This window comes from Pseudonocardia sp. (assembly GCF_029263155.1).
GTDB lineage: Bacteria > Actinomycetota > Actinomycetes > Mycobacteriales > Pseudonocardiaceae > Pseudonocardia.
Genome location: NZ_JAJCYB010000073.1, coordinates 27,577 through 46,982, shown reverse-complemented (window position 1 = coordinate 46,982; position 19,406 = coordinate 27,577). Strand labels below are relative to the sequence as shown.

At 72.8% G+C, this 19,406-nt stretch carries 20 protein-coding genes; 10 read left to right on the top strand and 10 right to left on the bottom strand.

Annotation, left to right across the window (positions count from 1 at the left end):
• Positions 1-107: 107 nt before the first annotated feature.
• Positions 108-449, bottom strand: a complete 342-nt coding sequence (locus Q1K26_RS14360; protein ID WP_300011996.1) for an Lsr2 family protein — start codon at positions 447-449, stop codon at positions 108-110.
• Positions 450-519: 70 nt separating this feature from the next.
• Entirely contained in the window at positions 520-1,977 is a 1,458-nt protein-coding gene (gene lysS / locus Q1K26_RS14355; protein ID WP_300012121.1) for a lysine--tRNA ligase, read from the bottom strand.
• A gap of 418 nt (positions 1,978-2,395) precedes the next feature.
• Between lysS and Q1K26_RS14350 the strand changes: the two genes are divergently transcribed.
• Positions 2,396-3,148, top strand: coding sequence for a class I SAM-dependent methyltransferase (locus Q1K26_RS14350; RefSeq protein ID WP_300011994.1), 753 nt, complete (start codon positions 2,396-2,398; stop codon positions 3,146-3,148).
• On the opposite strand, the gene Q1K26_RS14345 is transcribed toward Q1K26_RS14350, so the two are convergent.
• The 6 genes from Q1K26_RS14345 to Q1K26_RS14320 all read right to left on the bottom strand — a co-directional run bounded on the left by Q1K26_RS14345 (position 3,067) and on the right by Q1K26_RS14320 (position 8,070).
• Positions 3,067-3,909, bottom strand: coding sequence for a type III pantothenate kinase (locus tag Q1K26_RS14345; protein WP_300011991.1), 843 nt, complete (start codon positions 3,907-3,909; stop codon positions 3,067-3,069). The two genes, Q1K26_RS14350 and Q1K26_RS14345, sit on opposite strands and share 82 nt — an antisense overlap.
• Positions 3,910-3,914: 5 nt before the next feature.
• Positions 3,915-4,322, bottom strand: coding sequence for an aspartate 1-decarboxylase (gene panD, locus Q1K26_RS14340; RefSeq protein WP_300011988.1), 408 nt, complete (start codon positions 4,320-4,322; stop codon positions 3,915-3,917).
• An 11-nt stretch (positions 4,323-4,333) separates the two neighbouring features.
• Complete coding sequence (gene panC, locus Q1K26_RS14335) at positions 4,334-5,197, bottom strand: pantoate--beta-alanine ligase (RefSeq protein ID WP_300011985.1); 864 nt, start codon at positions 5,195-5,197, stop codon at positions 4,334-4,336.
• Positions 5,194-6,087: a DUF2520 domain-containing protein gene (locus Q1K26_RS14330; RefSeq protein ID WP_300011982.1), complete on the bottom strand. Its 894-nt coding sequence runs from the start codon at positions 6,085-6,087 to the stop codon at positions 5,194-5,196. The genes panC and Q1K26_RS14330 overlap by 4 nt, the downstream gene beginning before the upstream one ends.
• 311 nt (positions 6,088-6,398) lie before the next feature.
• A complete protein-coding gene (locus Q1K26_RS14325; RefSeq protein ID WP_300011979.1) occupies positions 6,399-7,478 on the bottom strand; it encodes an inositol-3-phosphate synthase in 1,080 nt (359 codons plus the stop codon).
• Between the two features lie 13 nt (positions 7,479-7,491).
• A complete protein-coding gene (locus Q1K26_RS14320; protein ID WP_300011976.1) occupies positions 7,492-8,070 on the bottom strand; it encodes a PadR family transcriptional regulator in 579 nt (192 codons plus the stop codon).
• Between the two features lie 157 nt (positions 8,071-8,227).
• Here Q1K26_RS14320 and Q1K26_RS14315 point away from each other — a divergent pair, with 157 nt between their 5' ends.
• The 4 genes from Q1K26_RS14315 to Q1K26_RS14300 all read left to right on the top strand — a co-directional run bounded on the left by Q1K26_RS14315 (position 8,228) and on the right by Q1K26_RS14300 (position 13,390).
• Positions 8,228-8,638: a DUF5318 family protein gene (locus Q1K26_RS14315; protein WP_300011973.1), complete on the top strand. Its 411-nt coding sequence runs from the start codon at positions 8,228-8,230 to the stop codon at positions 8,636-8,638.
• A gap of 314 nt (positions 8,639-8,952) precedes the next feature.
• On the top strand, positions 8,953-11,274 hold the full coding sequence (locus tag Q1K26_RS14310) for a transglycosylase domain-containing protein (RefSeq protein ID WP_300011970.1): 2,322 nt from the start codon (positions 8,953-8,955) through the stop codon (positions 11,272-11,274).
• A gap of 80 nt (positions 11,275-11,354) precedes the next feature.
• Positions 11,355-12,866: a glycosyltransferase 87 family protein gene (locus tag Q1K26_RS14305; RefSeq protein WP_300012118.1), complete on the top strand. Its 1,512-nt coding sequence runs from the start codon at positions 11,355-11,357 to the stop codon at positions 12,864-12,866.
• On the top strand, positions 12,794-13,390 hold the full coding sequence (locus Q1K26_RS14300) for a CoA pyrophosphatase (protein WP_300011967.1): 597 nt from the start codon (positions 12,794-12,796) through the stop codon (positions 13,388-13,390). The genes Q1K26_RS14305 and Q1K26_RS14300 overlap by 73 nt, the downstream gene beginning before the upstream one ends.
• Here the strand turns inward: Q1K26_RS14300 and Q1K26_RS14295 are convergent.
• Positions 13,344-14,708, bottom strand: coding sequence for a glycosyltransferase 87 family protein (locus tag Q1K26_RS14295; protein ID WP_300012115.1), 1,365 nt, complete (start codon positions 14,706-14,708; stop codon positions 13,344-13,346). The two genes, Q1K26_RS14300 and Q1K26_RS14295, sit on opposite strands and share 47 nt — an antisense overlap.
• A 47-nt stretch (positions 14,709-14,755) precedes the next feature.
• Positions 14,756-15,526, bottom strand: coding sequence for a deoxyribonuclease IV (locus Q1K26_RS14290; RefSeq protein ID WP_300011964.1), 771 nt, complete (start codon positions 15,524-15,526; stop codon positions 14,756-14,758).
• 251 nt (positions 15,527-15,777) lie between these two features.
• Between Q1K26_RS14290 and rpsF the strand changes: the two genes are divergently transcribed.
• The 5 genes from rpsF to dnaB all read left to right on the top strand — a co-directional run bounded on the left by rpsF (position 15,778) and on the right by dnaB (position 19,370).
• Positions 15,778-16,116, top strand: coding sequence for a 30S ribosomal protein S6 (gene rpsF, locus Q1K26_RS14285; RefSeq protein ID WP_300011961.1), 339 nt, complete (start codon positions 15,778-15,780; stop codon positions 16,114-16,116).
• Positions 16,117-16,126: 10 nt separating this feature from the next.
• On the top strand, positions 16,127-16,648 hold the full coding sequence (locus Q1K26_RS14280) for a single-stranded DNA-binding protein (protein WP_300011958.1): 522 nt from the start codon (positions 16,127-16,129) through the stop codon (positions 16,646-16,648).
• 52 nt (positions 16,649-16,700) lie between these two features.
• Entirely contained in the window at positions 16,701-16,937 is a 237-nt protein-coding gene (rpsR, locus tag Q1K26_RS14275) for a 30S ribosomal protein S18 (RefSeq protein WP_094923024.1), read from the top strand.
• A gap of 14 nt (positions 16,938-16,951) precedes the next feature.
• Positions 16,952-17,401 (top strand): 50S ribosomal protein L9, encoded by a 450-nt coding sequence (rplI, locus tag Q1K26_RS14270; protein WP_300011955.1) that lies wholly within the window; start codon positions 16,952-16,954, stop codon positions 17,399-17,401.
• A gap of 514 nt (positions 17,402-17,915) precedes the next feature.
• A complete protein-coding gene (gene dnaB, locus Q1K26_RS14265) occupies positions 17,916-19,370 on the top strand; it encodes a replicative DNA helicase (RefSeq protein WP_300011952.1) in 1,455 nt (484 codons plus the stop codon).
• Positions 19,371-19,406 lie beyond the last annotated feature (36 nt).

Below are 19,406 nucleotides of genomic sequence, written 5' to 3'. Positions count from 1 at the left end.
GCCGAGCGCACACGGCCGTGACCGCGCGTCAGGTCATTCAACGCGCCGCGGGGCCGGGTGATTCCGCCCGGCAACGGGGATGGGCAGGCCCGCGGAACAGGGAAGGGCTAGTGCTCCCTGTGGTAGGTCTCCAGCACCTCGGAGGGGATCCGACCGCGGTCGGAGACCTTCATGCCCCGCTTGCGGGCCCACTCGCGGATCGCCTGGTTCTGCTCGCGGTCGATCGCGGGGCGTCGAGCCGCGCCGGCACCCGATGCGCCGCGGCGGCGTCCGGTCGTGGTGCGTCGGGCGGCGGCGACGAACTCGGCGAGCGCGTCGCGCAGCGTTCCGGCGTTCTTCTCCGACAGGTCGATCTCGTAGTTCTTGCCGTCGAGGCCGAACTCCACGGTCTCGTCGGCTTCCGCTCCGTCCAGGTCGTCGACGAGCCGGATCTCCCGAATCTGTGCCACTGCGGCAGCCTCCACACCATTGTTGCCCCGAGTACGGCTGACACCGTCCATGGACAACATATATCTGTGGCTACTCGGAACGTACCAGCGGGTACAGGATCGTCTCGCGGATTCCCAACCCGGTCAGCGTCATCAGCAACCGGTCCACGCCCATTCCCATCCCGCCGGTGGGTGGCATTCCGTACTCGAGCGCGCGGATGAAGTCCTCGTCGAGCTGCATGGCGTCCGGATCGCCGGCCGCGGCCAGCAGGGACTGGGCGGTGAGGCGCTCGCGCTGGACGACCGGATCGACGAGCTCCGAGTAGCCGACGGCCACCTCGGTGCCGAACACGAACAGGTCCCAGGCCTCGGCCAGACGCGGGTCGGAGCGGTGCTGGCGGGCCAGGGGCCGGACCTCGACGGGGTAGTCCCGAACGAACGTCGGCTCGATCAGGGTGTGCTCGACGAGCTTCTCGAACAGCTCCAGGGTGATCTCCCCGGCGCCCCAGGAATCCTTGAGCTCGACGGAGTGGGTCGCCGCGATCGTGCGCAGTTCCTCGGTCGAGGTGTCCGGCGTCACATTCGTTCCGACCGTTTCGGACAATGCACCGTGCAAGGTGACCGAACGCCACTCGCCGCCGAGATCGTGTTCCGAGCCGTCGGCGTGTCGCACGATCGGGGAGCCGAACACGGTACGTGCACACTCGACCACGAGTTGCTGGGTCAGATCGGCGATCTCGTCGTAGGTGGCGTAGGCCTGGTACGCCTCCAGCATGGTGAACTCGGGCGAATGCGTGGAGTCGATACCCTCGTTGCGCATCACCCGATTGATCTCGAAGACGCGCTCCACCCCGCCGACGACGCAGCGCTTGAGGAACAGTTCCAGCGCGATGCGCAGGTAGAGATCCTGGCCGCCGAGCGCGTTCGCGTGGGTGACGAACGGGCGCGCCGTGGCGCCGCCGTGCAGCGTCTGCAGGATCGGCGTCTCGACCTCGACGAAGGACTGCTCGTGCAGCACCGACCGCAGCGTCCGCACGACCTCGGAGCGGGTACGGACCATCTCGCGGGCCTGCGGGCGCACGATGAGGTCGACGTAGCGTTGCCGGACGCGGGTCTCCTCGGACAGCTCGTGGTGGGCCACCGGCAGCGGGCGCACCGCCTTGGACGCCATCGACCAGCGGTCGGCCATCACCGACAGCTCGCCGCGCCGCGAGGTGGCGACCTCACCGTGCACCGCGACGTGGTCGCCGAGGTCGACGCCCGTCTTCCAGGCGGCGAGGGCCTCCTCCCCGACGGCCGCGAGGCTGAGCATCGCCTGGAGTTCCGTGCCGTCGCCCTCGCGCAGGGTGGCGAAGCACAGCTTGCCGGTGTTGCGCATGAAGATCACTCGACCGGCGACGCTCACGACCTCACCGGTGGCGCTGTCCGGGGGGAGATCGGGGTGCCGGTCGCGGACCTGACGCAGGCTCGCGGTGCGCTCGACGGCCACGGGGTAGGGCTCGATGCCCTTGTCGAGCATGTCGGCCCGCTTCGCGCGGCGCACGCGCATCTGCTCGGGCAGCTCGGACTCGGGCGGTTCGGTACTCACACACCGAGGGTAGTGAGGCCCGCATGCCGGTTTCGCGGTGCCCCGGGCCGCGCGGACCGGCGGCGCAGCGCAGGCCGGGTGGCGTGCCGCAGGCCGGGTGGGGCGCCGCGGGCCGGGTGGCCTGCCGCAGGCAGGGCGGGCGCCGCGGGCCGGGTGGGGCGCCGCGGGCCGGGTGGCCTGCCGCAGGCAGGGCGGGCGCCGCGGGCCGGGTGGGGCGCCGCGGGCCGGGTGGCGACGGAACGTGCACACGGGGCGCCGGTGTCGAGACGCCGGTGGCGCCGGTGGGTGGCCACATCGCCGGTGCGGCGGCCGCGCCGGTGGCCACATCGCCGGCGCGGTGCGTCGGCGAACGCGCGTTTCGCCACCCGTACGGTCGGGGGTGGACGACGAACGCTCCCGCCGGTCCCTGAGCTTCGGCTCGGTCGCCGCCGCGTACGCCGCGCACCGGCCCGGCTACCCGCTCGCGGCCGTGGCCTGGGCGCTGGAACCGCTGACCGGCCGCGCGGCACCCCAGCTGCTCGATCTCGCCGCCGGCACCGGGAAGCTCACGGCAGCCCTGCTGACGCGGCGCGGCGGGTCCGTCACCGCCGTGGACCCGGACCGGGCGATGCTCGCGGAGCTGCGCGCCCGGCACCCGACCGTCCGGGCGGTGGAGGGGCGGGCCGAAGCCATCCCGCTGCCGGACGCCTCGGTCGACGCCGTGCTGGTCGGCCAGGCGTGGCACTGGTTCGACACCGGGCGAGCGGAGGCGGAGATCGTTCGGGTGCTGCGTCCGGGCGGGGTGCTGGCGGTCGTGCGCAACGACGAGGACCCCGACGCCCGACTGATGAACGAGTTCCTCGACTTCGACGTCCTCTCCGCCCGAGAGGGCGGACACGACCACGGTCTGACCCCGCCGTCGCACGAGGTGCTCGGCCCGGTCGAGCAGCGACGTTTCGCGAACCCGCACCGGACCGACATCGACTCCACGGTCGCCCGGGTCGGGACGTTCTCCTGGATGCTCGCCGCGCGACCCGCTGAGCGCGCCGCGTTCGAGCGCCGCCTCCGGGCCTACCTCGCGAGCCGCTCGGAGACCTCGGGCGCCTTCACGCTCCCGCTGGTGACGACGGTGCTGCGGGCGTTGCGCAGGTAGGTCAGGCGCAGGCCGATCAGCGTCAGGTCCGGCACGTAGGAGGTGATCGTGTCCGACACCCCGGTCATCAGGGGGGCGAGGCCGCCGGTGCCCAGCACCGTGACCGGTCCGGCCTTGGGTCCCAGCTCGGCCAGAATCCGGCGCACCAGTCCGTCGACCTGACCGGCGAACCCGTAGAGCACTCCGGACTGCAGGCACTCCACCGTGTTCTTGCCGATCACCGAACGAGGCGCCGCCAGCTCGACGGAGCGCAGGGCGGCGGCCCGCTGGGCCAGCGCGTCCATGGAGATCTCGATGCCCGGCGCCAGCGCCCCGCCCAGGAACTCGCCCTTCGCGGAGACGACGTCGATGTTGGTGGAGGTCCCGAAGTCGACGACCACGCACGCCGTGCCGAACAGGTGGTGGGCGGCGAGGGTGTTCATGACGCGGTCCGCGCCGACCTCGCGCGGGTTGTCGACGAGCAGCGGCACGCCCGTGCGCACCCCGGGGCCGACGACGACGGCCGGGTCGCCGCGCCGGGAGATCAGCAGCCGCATCTCGCGCAGCAGGCTGGGCACGGTCGACAGCGCCGCCACGCCCGTGACCTCACCCGCGTACCGGCCGAGCAGCCCGCCCACCGCCACCTCCAGCTCGTCGGCGGTCATCCGCGGGTCGGTGCGCATCCGCCAGTCGCGCACCAGCGCGGGGTGTTCCTCGACGGGCGCGTCGGGGTAGAGGCCCAGCGCGATCTGGGTGTTGCCGACGTCGACGCAGAGCAGCACCGCGGCTACGCCGCCCCGGACAGCAGCCCGGAGCCCGCCGGCGCGTGGGCCGGGTCGGACCCGAGATCGACGATCCGGTTGGCGTCGTCGACGAACACCACCCGGGGTGCGTACGCGGCGACCTCGGCCTCGTCGAGCTGTCCGTAGGCGATGAGGATGACCAGGTCGCCGGGGTGTACGAGATGGGCGGCGGCCCCGTTGATGCCGATGACGCCGCTGCCGCGCGCGCCGGGGATCACGTAGGTCTCCAGCCGGGCCCCGTTGGTGACGTCGACGATCGCCACCTGCTCGCCCTCGCGCAGGTCGGCGGCGTCCATCAGGTCGCGGTCGACGGTGACCGAGCCGACGTAGTGCAGGTCGGCCTGCGTCACGGTCGCACGGTGGATCTTGGACGTCATCATCGTGCGGAGCATCGTGGTTCCTCCTACAGCCGGACGGCGATGTTGTCGATCAGGCGGGTACGGCCCAGGCGGGCCGCGACGAGCAGCCGCGCCGGGCCCGCCTGCGGGTCGGGCCGCAGGTCGGGGTCGCGCAGCTCCAGGTAGTCGACCTCCAGCGCGGGCTCCAGCGCGAGCACCGCACGCGCGGCGTCGAGCACCACTTCGGGACCGTGGGCCGACACCGACGAGCCCGCCCGCAGCGCCTTCTGCAGGACGGCGGCCCGGGGGCGGTCCTCGGCGGAGAGGTAGGCGTTGCGGCTGGACAGGGCCAGGCCGTCGGGCTCGCGGACGGTGGGGACGCCGACGACGTCGACCGGGAAGTCCAGGTCGCGGGCCATCTTCCTGATCAGGACGAGCTGCTGGTAGTCCTTCTCGCCGAAGTACGCGACGTCCGGGGTGACCGCGTGGAACAGCTTCGCGACGACGGTCAGCACGCCCGCGAAGTGGCCGGGCCGGACCGCTCCCTCCAGCTCCGCGCCCAGCGGCCCGGGAGCGACGGTGGTGTCGGCGCCCGAGGGGTACATGTCCTCGACGCCGGGGTTGAGGACCAGTTCGACGCCCTCGGCCCGGCAGAGGTCCAGGTCGGCCTCCAGCGGACGCGGGTAGCGCTCCAGGTCCTCGCCCGCGCCGAACTGCAGCGGGTTCACGAAGATCGAGACGACGGTGACCGCCGCACCCTTGGCCAGCCGCGCGTGTCGGATCAGCTCCCGGTGGCCCTCGTGCAGCGCGCCCATCGTGGGAACCAACACGATCCGGCGACCGGCCCCGCGCAGCGTGCGGGTGACAGCGTGAACGTCCGCGGGCGAGCGGTGCACGGTCAGCCGTCCCGGGGCGTAGCGGGTCGTCACGGGTCCTCCGTCAGGATGCGCAGGACGTCCTGCGCGGCGTGGTCGGGGAGCAGCCCGGCGGACCGTGCGCGGTGCGCCGTGCGGGCGGCCAGGGCGCGGTAGGTCCGCGCGAGACCGGGATCGGCGGTGTCGAGCTCGCGCAGGTGGGTGCGCACGGTGCCGGTGTCGCCGCGGGCCACCGGGCCGGTGAGCGCGCGGTCACCGAGGCGCAGGGCGTTGTCCAGCGCGGCCGAGAGCAGCGGGGCGATGAGCCGCTCGGCGGGGCGAATGCCGGCGCGGTCGAGCAGGTCGGCGCAGTCGCGCACGAGCGTGACCAGGTGGTTCGCGCCGTGGGCCAGCGCGGCGTGGTAGAGCGGGCGGACCTCCTCGGGCACCCGCACCGGCTCCGCGCCGAGCTCCACGACGAGTGCCTCGCCGACGCTCCAACCGACCTCGTCGCCGTCCGTGGCGGTCACCCCGACGCTCGCCCCGGCCAGGCGGGCGACGTCCTCGGATCGTCCGGCGAAGGTCAGCACGGGGTGCAGGGCCAGCGGCAGCACCCCGTGCTCGACGGCGGCCGCGAGCACGCCGGTCCCGTGCGCACCGGAGGTGTGCACGACGATCTGGCCGGGCCGGAAGCACCCGGCCGCGGCGAGGCCGCGGACCAGACCGGGCAGCACGTCGTCAGGGACCGCGAGCAGGGCGAGATCGGCCCCGGCGACGACGTCGTCGGGGGATTTGAGCGGTACGCCGGGCAGCAGTGCCTCGGCCCGGTTCACCGATTCCCGCGACACCCCGGAGGTGGCGACGACCTGGTGGCCCACCCTGGTCAGCGCCGCGCCCAGCACGGCGCCCACCCGCCCGGCGGAGACCACTCCGACGGCGAGCCGCGCAGGACGGCCGGCTGGCATGCCCACTCCTTCACCCGTTCCAGTCCCCGCAGGGGTACCGGACATCGGCCCGCCCTCGTCGGCGGCGCGAGCACAGGCTAGGGCCAGCCCGGTCCCGCCGACGAGCAGCCGTGACGGGCTTCACCGGGACGTGCGCCGCGCCGGGGGCCCGACTCGCGCGCACGCAGGCCCCGACTCGCGCGCACGCAGGCCCCGACTCGCGCGCACGCAGGCCCCGACTCGCGCGCACGCAGGCCCCGACTCGCGGGTGGGTGCGCGCGAGTCGGGGTATGCGTGCGGCTGTGTCGCGGTCTCCGTGCGACCGGGCCCGATCAGTCGTCGCGGTCGCCGCGGATGAAGGCCTCCACCGCGTCACGGGCGACGTCGTCGCCGAACTGCTCGGGCGGGGACTTCATGAAGTAGCTGCTGGCCGAGCGGATCGGGCCGCCCACACCCCGGTCGAGCGCGATCTTCGCGGCCCGCACGGCGTCGATGATGATGCCCGCGGAGTTGGGGGAGTCCCAGACCTCGAGCTTGTACTCCAGGCTCAGCGGCACGTCGCCGAACGCGCGGCCCTCGAGGCGGACGTAGGCCCACTTGCGGTCGTCGAGCCACGCCACGTAGTCGGACGGTCCGATGTGGACGTTGTCGCGGCCCATGTCGCGGTCGACCTGCGATGTGACCGACTGCGTCTTGGAGACCTTCTTGCTCTCCAGCCGCTCCAGCTCCTTCATGTTCAGGAAGTCCATGTTCCCGCCCACGTTGAGCTGCATGGTGCGGTCGAGCTGCACCCCGCGGTCCTCGAACAGCTTCGCCAGCACCCGGTGGGTGATGGTGGCGCCGACCTGGCTCTTGATGTCGTCGCCGACGATCGGCACGCCCGCGGCGCGGAACTTCTCGGCCCACACCGGATCGGAGGCGATGAACACCGGCAGCGCGTTGACGAACGCCACGCCCGCGTCGATCGCGCACTGGGCGTAGAACCGGTCCGCGTCCTCGCTGCCGACGGGGAGGTAGGAGACGAGCACGTCGACGCGGGCCTCGCGCAGCGCCGCGACGACGTCGACGGCGGGCTCGTCGGACTCGGTGATCGTCTCGCGGTAGAAGCGACCGAGACCGTCGAGCGTGTGGCCGCGCTGCACCGGTACGTTGAGCGGCGGCACGTCAGCGATCTTGATGGTGTTGTTCTCGCTGGCGCTGATGGCCTCGGACAGGTCGCGGCCGACCTTCTTGGCGTCGACGTCGAACGCGGCGACGAACTCGACGTCGCGGACGTGGTACCCGCCGAAGTCGACGTGCATCAGACCGGGGACCCGCTGGGCGGGGTCGGCATCCGCGTAGTACTGCACGCCCTGGACGAGCGACGCCGCACAGTTGCCGACGCCCACGATGGCCACACGAACCTGACTCATGGCCGGCTCCCTTTCATTCACTGTTGTCCCTGGGGGCACTGCTGGTTCCGGGGGCGTCGCGAAGCTCGGCCCGTTCGCTCTCGATCAGTTCGTTCAGCCATCGGACCTCGCGCTCACACCCGTCGAGGCCCAGCTGATGCAGCTGGGCGGTGTACCGGTCGATCTGCTCGCTCGCCCGGGAGAGCGCGGCCCGCAGACCCTCCCTGCGTTCCTCCACCGCCCGCCGTCGGCCCTCCAGGATCCGCATCCTGGTCTCGGCGGGTGTGCGGGAGAAGAACGCCAGGTGCACACCGAAGCCCTCGTCGTCGAAGGCATGCGGACCGGAGTCGGCGAGCATCTCCGCGAACCGCTCCTTGCCCTCTGCGGTGATGCGGTACACCCGCTTCGCCCGCCGGGACCACGTGCCGGACTCCGGCTGCGGCTCGGCGTCCTCGACGATGAGGCCGGCGCGGGTGAGCCTGCGCAGCGCCGGGTAGAGCGAGCCGTAGGAGAACAGCCGGAAGCCTCCGAGCCGGACGCCGAGCTGCTTGCGCAGCTCGTAGCCGTGGACGGGTGCCTCGTGGAGGAGCCCGAGGATCGCCAGCTCCAGCATCGTCGACTCCCTCCGCTCCGGGCCCTGCGACCCAGCATATCGAACCGATACATCACGTCGACCGATCGAGACGGGGGTCACCGGCCGGTGCGGGGCCGTCGACGCGATCACCGGGCGTTCCCGACACGCCGTCGGGCACGCCGCGTACCCTGACCGGGTGCGCACCCAGCGACAGGTGGTCGACTACGCGTTGCAGCGCCGGGCGCTGCTCGCCGACGTCGCGTCCGGTCGGGTCGGGGTGGCCTCCGTGTGCGATGCGGGCCCCTACCTGCTCCGGGCCGCCCGCTTCCACGGCCAGCCCGGCGAGCAGACGTGCCCGGTGTGTCGCAAGGAGCACCTGACGAACGTCTCCTGGATCTTCGGGGACTCGCTGAAGCACGCCTCGGGCTCGGCCCGCAATCCCGCCGAGCTCGACGAGCTCGCCGAACGGCACGACGACTTCTCCGTGTACGTGGTCGAGGTGTGCCGCTCGTGCAGCTGGAACCACCTCGTGCTGTCCTACGTACTGGGCGCCGGCCCCACCGACCGGGCCCGGTCCGCACGACGACGCCGGACCGCCGCCGAGTGAACCCCAGCACTCCGGCACGCGTGTCCTGACCAGACCCGCACCCAGCCCCCGAACCGCAGGAGCCAGTGGTGAGCGACCAGCGCGACCCCCGTCTCGACGGGGCCCGGCCCCCCCGACCGCGGCCCCCCGGGCCCGTGGCGGGTCGGCCCGTCCCGCCCCAGCGCCCGGGTGCCGGTCCCGCGATGCCTCCCCTGTACGGTCCACCGCCCCCCAGGCCCCCGTTGCCGGGCCGGCCGTCGCCGCACGGGGGGCCGCAGCCTGGTCCACCACAGCCCGGTCCACCCCGGCCCGGTCCACCGCCGCCCGGTGGCCGCGTGCCGCCGCAGCGACACCAGCCCTCCCCTCCGCCCGGTCCCGAGGACCGTGGCCCCTACCAGTCCGGCGACATGCCGCTGCTCACCCACGAGGAGACGGGCACCGAGTCCGTCGCCCGCACCCGGGCGGTCGCGCTGGCCGAGCGCCCGCCTCCGGGCGCGCGCGCCGGGCGGGCACCGGGCTCGCCGACGTCCGTCCCGCTGAGCGGCTGGGCGAAGGTCCGCCGTGCGGTCTACGTGCTGCTCGGACTCGCGGTGCTCGGACCGCTGCTCGCCTTCGCGATCGGGTGGTTCCTGTTCAGGGTGCCCACGCCCGAGGAGGTGGCGGTCCAGCAGGTCGCCACGTTCACCTACGCCGACGGCAGCGACCTCGCCGTCGAGCGCCCGGACGGGGTCAACCGGGTGGTGGTCCGGCTGCCCGACGTACCCGAGCACGTCATCGACGCCGTGCTGGCCGCGGAGAACCGCTCGTTCTTCACCGACCCCGGGTTCGACATCACCGGCATCATGCGCGCGGTCTACAACCAGCTCACCGGCGGCGTCGGCGGCGGCTCCACGATCACGCAGCAGTACGTCAAGGTGGTCACCGAGGACGACGCCTTCTCGCTGTTCCGCAAGTACAAGGAAGTGGTCCTCGCGGTGAAGATCTCCCGCGAGCAGTCCAAGGAGCAGATCCTCGAGAACTACCTCAACGTCATCTACCTGGGCCGCGGGGCGTACGGGATCCAGGCGGCGAGCGAGGCCTTCTTCGGCAAGCCGGTGCAGGAGATCAGCGTCTCGGAGGCCGCGATGCTCGCCGGGGCGATCCAGGCCCCCTCGCGCTGGGACCCGGAGAAGGACCTCGAGGGCTCCCAGCGCCGTTGGACCTACGTCCTGGACCAGATGGAGCAGGCCGGTTTCCTCACCCCGGCGCAGCGGGCGGAGCAGACCTTCCCCGCCACGGTGCCGACCGAGGGTGAGGGTGCCGCGGACACCACCGGTATCCCGAACGACGCGAACTTCTATGTCTGGGAGCGGGCACGGCAGGAGGTTCTCGACCGCGGGATCGTCACCGAGCAGGAGTTCCTGACCGAGGGGCTGACGGTCACGACCACCGTGGAACCGGCGCGCCAGCGGGAGGCGGTGGCCGCGGTCACCGACCAGCTCGACGGGCAGCCCGAGCAGTTGCGCGCCGCGCTGGTGTCGGTCGACCCGCGTACCGGCGGGATCGTCGCCTACTACGGCGGCGCGCAGGGCTCCGGGCTCGACTACGCCCAGACGCTGCACCAGCCCGGTTCGTCGTTCAAGCCGTTCGTCTTCGCCGCGGCGCTGCAGGGTGACGAGGGAGTGGGCCTCGGCACGATGTACGACGGCCGTTCGGGGCAGGAGCTCGCCGGCACCGTCGTCCGCAACTCCGAGGGGTACGACTGCGGCCAGTGCACGGTCCGTACCGCCATGACCCGGTCGATCAACACGGTCTTCTACCGGATGGGGCTCGACGTCGGGCCGGCCGCGGTGGCCGAGGCCGCGCACCGGGCGGGGATCCCCGAGGACCTGCTCCCCGACCCCACCGGCGGGATCGCACTGGGCGACAAGGAGGTCCACCCGATCGACATGGCCTCCGCGTTCGGCACGCTGGCCGCCGACGGTGTGCACCGGGAGCCCTACTTCGTCTCGCGGGTCACCGCGGCCGACGGGCGCGTGCTGTACGAGTCGCCCGAGGCCCCGGAGGGCACGCAGGCCTTCCCTGCGCAGGTCGCCCGCAACGTCACCGAGGCGATGAGGGACGTCCCCGGTTTCGCGGGGATCGGCCTCGACGGCGGGCGCCCCGTCGCCGGCAAGACCGGCACGGTGCAGCTGGGTCGGGACGGGCAGAACAAGGACGCCTGGATGGTCGGCTACACACCGTCCCTGGCCACCGCGGTCTGGCTGGGCACCGACCGGAACGAGCCGCTGGTGAACGCCGCGGGTCGGCCGGTGTACGGCAGCATGATCCCCGGACCGATCTGGCAGCAGTACATGAACGCCGCGCTCGACGGTGAGCCGGTCGAGCGGTTCCCCGACTTCGAGCCGATCGGGCGGGGACCGGTGGCGGAGTACGTCGACGAGGACGAGGACGAGGACGCCCCCGAGACCAGCGAGCCACCCGTCACCGAGGAACCCGAAGGGGACGGGGACGGCGAGAGCGGTGTCGACGGTGACTTCGACGGCGACGGATCCGACGCCACCGAACAGCCGCAGGACTCGTTCGACGACTCGTTCTTCGGCGACGACGGTGATCGACCGGGCCAGGGCCGGGCCGACCCCGGTGACGACGACGGCGACCCGGATCCCGGCGAGTGACGGTGCCCGGCCCCGCGGGTCGGCCCGACGGGGCCGGGGCACCTCCGCCGCGATCCGGCGACCCGGCGGCCGGGCGGGTCGTGCCGAGCTGGGCGGATCCGTTCGCGGCTGCGGCGAGCCGGCTGATCGGCGGGCCGTTGGGACGCCACGCCCTCGTCGGCCGGGCCCGGTTCTGGACCCCGCTGCGCGTGGTGCTGCTGATCGCCGTCGCGGTGCTCGCGCTGGGCTGGCTGGGCAAGGCGGGCTGCCTGCAGCAGTACACCACCGACGACGGCGCGCTGGCCCTCGACTGGCGGGACGACCGCCAGTACGTGGCGATGTGCTACTCGGACACGGTGCCGCTCTACGGCATCCAGAACCTCGACGACCCGGCCGCGCTGCCCTACCGCGACCCGTGGATCGAGAACGCGGGCGGCCCGGACGAGCGGGTGCGGTACATGGAGTACCCGGTGCTCACCGGCTTCTACCAGTGGTTCGCCGCCCGCGCCGCCGACGTCTGGCGGGGGGTCGGCTGGCTGCCCTCGGCGCTGCCCGTGGTCGTCTACTTCGACATCTCCGCGGCGTGGCTCGCACTGGCGTGGCTGGCCACGGTGTGGGCCGCGCACGCGCTGCGCCCGTCGCGGCCGTGGGACGCCACGCTGGTGGCGCTGTCCCCGCTGGTCGCGGTGCACGTGTTCACCAACTTCGACGCACTGGCCGTCGGGTCGGCCACCCTCGGGATGCTCGCGCTGGCCAGGGGGCGGCCATGGCTGGCCGGGGTGCTGATCGGGGTGGGCGGCGGATTCAAGTTCTACCCGCTGCTGCTCCTGCTGCCGGTGCTGCTCGTGGGGCTGCGGCGCCGGCGCGACGGTGGCAGCCCGGCCGCCCCGCTGCGTGCGATCGGGGCGGCCGTGGCCACCGTGGTCGCGGTCAACCTCCCGGTGGCGCTCGCGTACCCCACGGGCTGGTGGGAGTTCTTCCGGCTCAACCGGTCGCGGCCGGCCGATCCGGACTCGCTCTACTTCGCGCTCAGCCACTTCAGCGGGTGGGCCGGGTTCGACGGCCCGCTGGCGGCGGGCGAGGCCCCCGCCGTGCTCAACGGCGTCTCCGCGCTGCTGTTCCTGGTGTGCTGCGCCGGGATCGGCGTGCTCGCCTGGTTCGCGCCACGCACTCCGCGCCTCGCGTCGCTGGCGTTCCTCGTGGTGGCGGCGTTCCTGCTGGCCAACAAGGTGTGGAGCCCCCAGTACTCGCTCTGGCTGGTGCCGCTGGCCGTCCTCGCGCTCCCCCACACGCGGCTGCTGCTGGCGTGGATGGTCGTGGACGCGCTGGTCTGGGTGCCCCGGATGTACTACTACCTCACCCCGGCCAACATGGGCCTCCCGCCGGACTGGTTCCTCGCAACCGTGCTCCTGCGCGACGCCGCCGTGCTCGGCCTCTGCGTGCTGGTGGTGCGAACGGTGCTGCGGCCGGGAACCGACCCGGTACGTGCGATCGGTCTCGACGACCCCGACTGGCCGGTCGCGTCGGGCAGGATCGCCCCATGGTCACCCGGTCCGCCGTCGCCGCCGCGCTCCGCCGTTTCGAGCGCAGGCCGGCTGCCCGGTCCGGGTTGACGGCCGCGGCCGTCGCGATCGCGCTGGTGGACGGGCCGGACGGGCTCTCGTTCCTGCTGACCCGTCGCGCCGCGGGCCTGCGCCGGCACGCGGGCCAGTGGGCGCTGCCCGGCGGACGCACCGACGACGGCGAGAGCGCGGGCGAGGCGGCGCGGCGCGAGCTCGCCGAGGAGCTCGGGCTGCAGCTGGCCGCGGGCGACGAGCTCGGCATGCTCGACGACTACGCCACCCGCTCCGGGTACGTCATCACCCCGGTCGTGGTGTGGGCCGGGGCGGCCACCGAACTCACCCCCAACCCGGACGAGGTGGGTGAGGTGCACCGCGTACCGCTGGACCTCATCGACGTGGAGCCGCGGTTCGTCACCATCCCGGAGTCGGATGCGCCGGTGATCCAGCTGCCGCTGTTCGACCGGTTCGTGCACGCCCCGACCGGTGCGGTGCTGCACCAGTTCCGCGAGGTGGTGCTGCGGGGGCGGGCTACCCGGGTGGCGCACCTGGAGCAGCCGGTGTTCGCCTGGCGCTAGCGGCGCCGGCAACTGTGGCGCCCTCGGCCAGGGGGTCCGGCGAGCGCAGGAACAGGACGAAGAGGGCGAGGAGCAGCGCGGCGCGGCCCCACACGCCGACCGCCACGGCCTGGGCGGAGAGCCCCTCGTAGATCCCGGCGCCCTCGCCGGTCTTCACCGCGTAGAACCACCGGAAGATCCCGATCCCCATCGCGGCGTCGGCCGCGAAGTAGGCGGCGACGTAGCCCCACGGCACGGCGAGCAGCACGAGGAACGGCAGCAGCCACAGCGTGTACTGCGGCGAGTGCACCTTGTGCAGCAGCATGAACCCGCACAGCATCGCGCCGCTCACGGCGACCCACGGGTACGTGCCGGAACGGCGGAACCGCCACCAGCCCACGGCGCACGCCAGCGCGAACGACAGCAGCACCAGCGCCGGTGAGAGCGTGTCCACCGCGTCCTGGAAGGCGGCGTCGCCGGGGTCGGAGCCGGGCCGGAAACCCCAGTACCAGATCGAGTTGGTGGTGAGGTCGACCGCGCGTTGCTGCTGGAACGCGAACGACGCCCGCCAGCCCTCGTAGCCGGCCAGCGCGAAGGGCAGGTTGACCGCCACCACGGTGACCGCGGCGGCGACCGGGACCCGCAGGGCGCCGCGCCAGTGCAGCGCGCCGGGCCGGGAGTGGGCCAGCACGTACAGCGCCAGCGGGAGCACGAACGCGCCCGGGTAGACCTTCAGTGCCACACCGAGGCCGAGCAGCACCGCGGCCACCGTGGCCCGATCGACCAGCGGCTGCCGCTCGCCGCGGCCGTGCACGACGTACACGGCTCCCACCGCGCAGGCCACGACCGGCAGGTCCCAGTTGTGGAACGCGTAGAGCACCACCGGCGGGCCCAGCGCCCACACCAGTGCGCGCCACCGGGCCAGCCGCCCCAGCATCCAGCCGGTGAGTAGCCCGAACGGCGCCATCAGCAACGCCGAGCCGAGCAGGAACCCGCCGTCGGTGTCGGCGAACAGTGCCCCGGCCCACATCAGCAGCCCTGTGAGCACCGGGTACTCGACCGCCCCTCCGGCGAGGCGCCCCTCCGGGGTGATCGACCCGGAGACGTACGGGAACACGTGCTGGTCGATCTCGCGACCCAGCCACAGGTACTGGATGTCGGAGTAGCAGACGTCGCGGTCGATGCGGACGCCGTAGTCGGGCGTGCTGCGGCCCGCCGCGTCGTACTCCGGACCGGTGCAGCGGGCCTTGTTGGCGTAGCCGAGCAGCAGGGTGAGGCCGGTGAGGGCGACCACCACGACCAGCACGATCCCGCCTCCCGCCGTGCCGAGGCGGCGCAGCGACGGTCGGTCGGACGCCGGGGTGGACGAGCCGAGGGCCGTCCCGATCACGGCCCCAGCCGCTCGCGGAGGAACGCGATGTCGGCGGCCTGCCCCTCCGCGGGTGTCTCCACGACGACCGGCGCCTGCGCGGCCGCGCAGACCGCGGCGAGCACCTCGGGGTCGATCGTGCCTGCGCCGATGTTGGCATGCCGGTCGCGGGCCGAGTCGAACTCGTCGCGCGAGTCGTTGAGGTGCACCAGATCGATCCGGCCGGTGATCGCCCGCGCGCGGTCGACGACCCCGACCAGCTCCTCGCCGCCCGCGTGGGCGTGGCAGGTGTCGAGGCAGAAGCCGGCCCCGTACTCGCCGACGGCGTCCCACAGCCGGGCGAGCGCGTCGAAGCGTCGGGCCATCGCGTGGTCGCCGCCCGCGGTGTTCTCGATGAGGATCGGCACCGCGAAGCCGCCCGCGTCGGCCTGGCGGGCGAAGAACTTGCGCCAGTTGTCCACGCCCGTGGCGGCGTCCTCGCCCTGGGTGACGTGCCCACCGTGCACGACGAGCCCGATCGCCCCGACCTCGGCCGCCACCTCGGCGTGCTGGACGACGAGCTTGCGCGACGGGATGCGGATGCGGTTGTTCAGCGACGCCAGGTTCACGACGTAGGGCGAGTGCACCACCACGGCGACCTCGCCCGCGCGCAGCGCCTCGGCCTGCGGGTGCGACGGTGGCTTCTTCCAGCCCTGCGGGTCGGCCAGGAACATCTGCACGATGTCGGCACCCCGCGCAGCCGCCGTGACGACCGGGTCGTCCTCCCGTACGTGGGCCCCGATGAGCATGGGCGAAGGATAGTGGCCCGCCCCGACGGTCCGGGGCGGGCGCGCGCCGGTCGCCGGCTCCCGACCGCCCGGCCGGTGCGGGGTGGGCACGTTCGCGCTGGTAGCCTCGACGGGCCACCCCGACCGGCGCCCACCTGGCCGCCGTCGTCCCCGCTCACCATCCGAGGGCCCGATTCTGTCGGGGCGGCGTGAGAACCTCCTGTCGCGGATTTCCCGCGACCGTTTCAGACCGTAGGAGGTGAGTGGTTCTCATGCGTCATTACGAGCTGATGGTCATCCTCGACCCCAGCCTCGACGAGCGCACCGTGACGCCGTCGCTGGAGCAGTTCCTCACTGTCGTCAAGAACGACAAGGGCACCGTCGAGAAGATCGAGGTCTGGGGCAAGCGCCGCATGGCCTTCGAGATCCTCAAGCACGCGGAGGGCATCTACGCCGTCCTCGAGATCACCTGCGAGCCGGCCACCGTCGCCGAGCTCGACCGCCAGCTGGGGCTCAACGAGTCCGTGCTGCGCACCAAGGTGATGCGCCGCGAGCCGAAGCGCGCCGTCGCGGCGCCAGCGCCCGTTCCCGCCACCGCCGCAGCCGGCTGAGGCGGCGGCGATGGCTGGCGAGACTGTCATCACCGTGGTCGGCAACCTCACCGCCGACCCGGAGCTGCGGTTCACCCCGTCCGGAGCCGCGGTCGCCAACTTCACCGTGGCCTCCACCCCCCGGAACTTCGACAAGCAGACCGGTGAGTGGAAGGACGGCGACGCGCTGTTCCTGCGCTGCAACGTGTGGCGCCAGGCCGCGGAGAACGTCGCCGAGACCCTCACCCGCGGTATGCGGGTGATGGTGTCGGGCCGGCTGCGGCAGCGCTCCTTCGAGACCCGCGAGGGCGAGAAGCGCACCGTGGTCGAGCTGGAGGTCGACGAGGTCGGCCCCTCGCTCAAGTACGCCACGGCCAAGGTCAACAAGGTCAGCCGCGGCAGCGGTGGCGGTGGCTTCGGCGGCGACAGCGGCGGGGGTGGCGGCGGCTCGCGCGGCAGTACCGGTTCGGGCGGGCAAGGACTCGACGACCCGTGGGGCTCGGCCCCTCCCGCCGGGAGCGGCCCGGCCGCCGACGACGAGCCCCCCTTCTAGAACACCCCCTCCCGCACCTCGTGTGCGGTGACCGAGCACCAGGAGCACCCCCATGGCCAAGCCCGTCCTGCGCAAGCCCAAGAAGAAGGTGTGCGCGTTCTGCAAGGACAAGGCCCAGGACATCGACTACAAGGACACCGGCCTGCTGCGGAAGTTCATCTCCGACCGCGGAAAGATCCGGGCCCGTCGGGTCACCGGCAACTGCCGCCAGCACCAGCGTGACGTCGCGGTCGCGGTCAAGAACTCCCGCGAGGTCGCCCTGCTGCCCTACACCTCCACCGCACGGTAGAGGGGAGTAATCAGATGAAGCTCATCCTCACCGCCGACGTCCCGAACCTGGGCGGGCCCGGCGACATCGTGGAGGTCAAGGACGGCTACGGCCGCAACTACCTGCTGCCCCGCTCGATGGCCGTCGTGGCCACCCGCGGCGCGGAGAAGCAGGTGGCCTCGATCCAGCGCGCCCAGAAGGCCCGCCAGATCCGCGACCTCGGCCACGCCAAGGAGGTCGCGGGCGAGCTCGGGGCCCTGACCGTCACCGTGAAGGCGAAGTCCGCTGGATCGTCGGGCCGGCTGTTCGGCTCCGTCACCACCGCCGACATCGTCGACGCCGTGCGGGCTGCGGGCGGTCCGCCGCTCGACCGGCGCGCCGTCGAGGTGCCCGGGCAGATCAAGACCACCGGCACCCACGTGGTCACGGTCCGCCTGCACCCGGAGGTCACCAGCGACCTGAACGTCGCGGTCGTCGCGCAGTAGCAGTATCACGCTCTGTGATCGGGGCGGGATCGGGGCCGTGAGCCCGGGTCCCGCCCCGTTCACGTTTCCACGGGCCGACGGGCGGCCGGCGGCGGATCGGTGGGGCGCGACCCGCCGGGGGATACGGTGACGTCGCCCGGTGACCGCCCGAACGCGCCCGGTGGCGCCGGCGCGACACGCCGGAAGGCGCGATCCGCGCGACACGCCCACAATGTTGTCCACAGCGACGGATGGGCAGCTGATCAGGCAATATCTGGGAAATCGCCCAGTTGTCCCCACTCTGTCCACAGCACGGTCACCGGCCCGTCCTGGGGATCCGCCGATCCGTCCCCAGGTGCTCCCCAGCTCCGTCAACAGGCTGGTTCGACCGCACCCCCGGTGGTGTCCTACCGTCGCGGCGGGGTTCGGAGGACGGGCCGCATGTCGGGTTCCGTTCACCGGGACGTCGACGGCGCGCCACCCCGTGCGCATCGAACGCACGTTCGATACACTGAGGTTGGGGGTGACGCAGCGTATGGCTCTGAGCGATGTCACGCGGCCGGACGCGACCGGTTCCGACGACCGCGCGGCGGACCGGTCGCGCCCGGGCCCCGAGCGCGGTCTGCGGGCCGCCGGGGGCGGGTCCGACGGTGCCGCGGCGTCGCCGTTCGACCGGCAGCCTCCCCAGGACCTCACCGCGGAGCAGTCCGTGCTGGGCGGGATGCTGCTGAGCAAGGACGCGATCGCCGACGTGGTCGAGGTGCTGCGGCCCGACGACTTCTACAAGCCTGCGCACCAGACGGTCTACGACACCATCCTCGACCTCTACGGCCGCGGGGAGCCCGCCGACGCCGTCACGGTCTCCGCGGAGCTGCAACGCCACGGCGATCTGATCCGTCTCGGCGGTGCGCCCTACCTGCACACGCTCATCGCCACGGTCCCCACCGCCGCCAACGCGGCCTACTACGCCGAGATCGTCGCGGAGAAGGCGATCCTGCGCCGGCTGGTGCAGGCGGGCACCCGCATCGTGCAGCTGGGCTACCACGGGGCGGACGGCGCCGACGTCGCCGACGTCGTCGACCGCGCGCAGGCCACGCTCTACGACGTCAGCGAGCGTTCCACCAGCGAGGACTACGTCGCGCTGGAGGAGCTGCTGCAGCCCACGATGGACGAGATCGACGCCATCGCCTCCCGCGGCGGCGTGGCGCTGGGGGTGCCCACCGGCTTCACCGACCTCGACGCGGCCACCAACGGCCTGCACCCCGGCCAGATGATCGTCGTCGCGGCGCGACCGGGGCTGGGCAAGTCGACCCTCGGACTGGATTTCGCCCGGTCCTGCTCGGTCAAGCACGGCATGACGAGCGCGGTGTTCTCGCTGGAGATGAGCAAGTCCGAGATCGTCATGCGGCTGCTGTCGGCGGAGGCGCGGATCCGGCTGGCCGACATGCGCGCCGGCCGGATGAGCGACGACGACTGGACGCGCATGGCGCGGCGGATGTCCGAGATCAGCGAGGCGCCGCTGTTCATCGACGACTCGCCCAACCTCACGCTGATGGAGATCCGGGCCAAGGCGCGGCGGCTCAAGCAGCGCAACGACCTCAAGCTCGTGATCCTGGACTACCTGCAGCTGATGTCGTCGGGCCGCAAGGTCGAGTCGCGCCAGCAGGAGGTGTCGGAGTTCTCCCGGCAGATCAAGCTGCTGGCCAAGGAGCTCGAGGTGCCGGTGGTGGCCATCAGCCAGCTCAACCGCGGCCCCGAGCAGCGCACCGACAAGCGGCCGATGCTGTCGGACCTGCGCGAGTCGGGGTCCATCGAGCAGGACGCCGACATGGTGATCCTGCTGCACCGCCCCGACGCGTTCGAGCGTGACGACCCCCGCGCGGGGGAGGCGGACCTGATCCTGGCCAAGCACCGCAACGGCCCCACGAACACGATCACCGTGGCCCACCAGCTGCACTACAGCCGCTTCGCCGACCTCGCCCACGGCTAGTGTCCCCCGCCGGAACTTCACCACATATCTCGGCGG

Bases quoted from the DNA above. Each gene is read 5' to 3' on its own strand.
- lysS (WP_300012121.1), bottom strand. From the start codon at position 1,977: ATGCGCGTGCGCCGCGCGAAGCGGGCCGACATGCTCGACAAGGGCATC.
- panD (WP_300011988.1), bottom strand. From the start codon at position 4,322: ATGCTCCGCACGATGATGACGTCCAAGATCCACCGTGCGACCGTGACG.
- Q1K26_RS14330 (WP_300011982.1), bottom strand. From the start codon at position 6,087: ATGCCAGCCGGCCGTCCTGCGCGGCTCGCCGTCGGAGTGGTCTCCGCC.
- Q1K26_RS14325 (WP_300011979.1), bottom strand. From the start codon at position 7,478: ATGAGTCAGGTTCGTGTGGCCATCGTGGGCGTCGGCAACTGTGCGGCG.
- Q1K26_RS14320 (WP_300011976.1), bottom strand. From the start codon at position 8,070: ATGCTGGAGCTGGCGATCCTCGGGCTCCTCCACGAGGCACCCGTCCAC.
- Q1K26_RS14300 (WP_300011967.1), top strand. From the start codon at position 12,794: ATGGTCACCCGGTCCGCCGTCGCCGCCGCGCTCCGCCGTTTCGAGCGC.
- Q1K26_RS14290 (WP_300011964.1), bottom strand. From the start codon at position 15,526: ATGCTCATCGGGGCCCACGTACGGGAGGACGACCCGGTCGTCACGGCG.
- rpsF (WP_300011961.1), top strand. From the start codon at position 15,778: ATGCGTCATTACGAGCTGATGGTCATCCTCGACCCCAGCCTCGACGAG.
- Q1K26_RS14280 (WP_300011958.1), top strand. From the start codon at position 16,127: ATGGCTGGCGAGACTGTCATCACCGTGGTCGGCAACCTCACCGCCGAC.
- rpsR (WP_094923024.1), top strand. From the start codon at position 16,701: ATGGCCAAGCCCGTCCTGCGCAAGCCCAAGAAGAAGGTGTGCGCGTTC.
- rplI (WP_300011955.1), top strand. From the start codon at position 16,952: ATGAAGCTCATCCTCACCGCCGACGTCCCGAACCTGGGCGGGCCCGGC.
- dnaB (WP_300011952.1), top strand. From the start codon at position 17,916: ATGGCTCTGAGCGATGTCACGCGGCCGGACGCGACCGGTTCCGACGAC.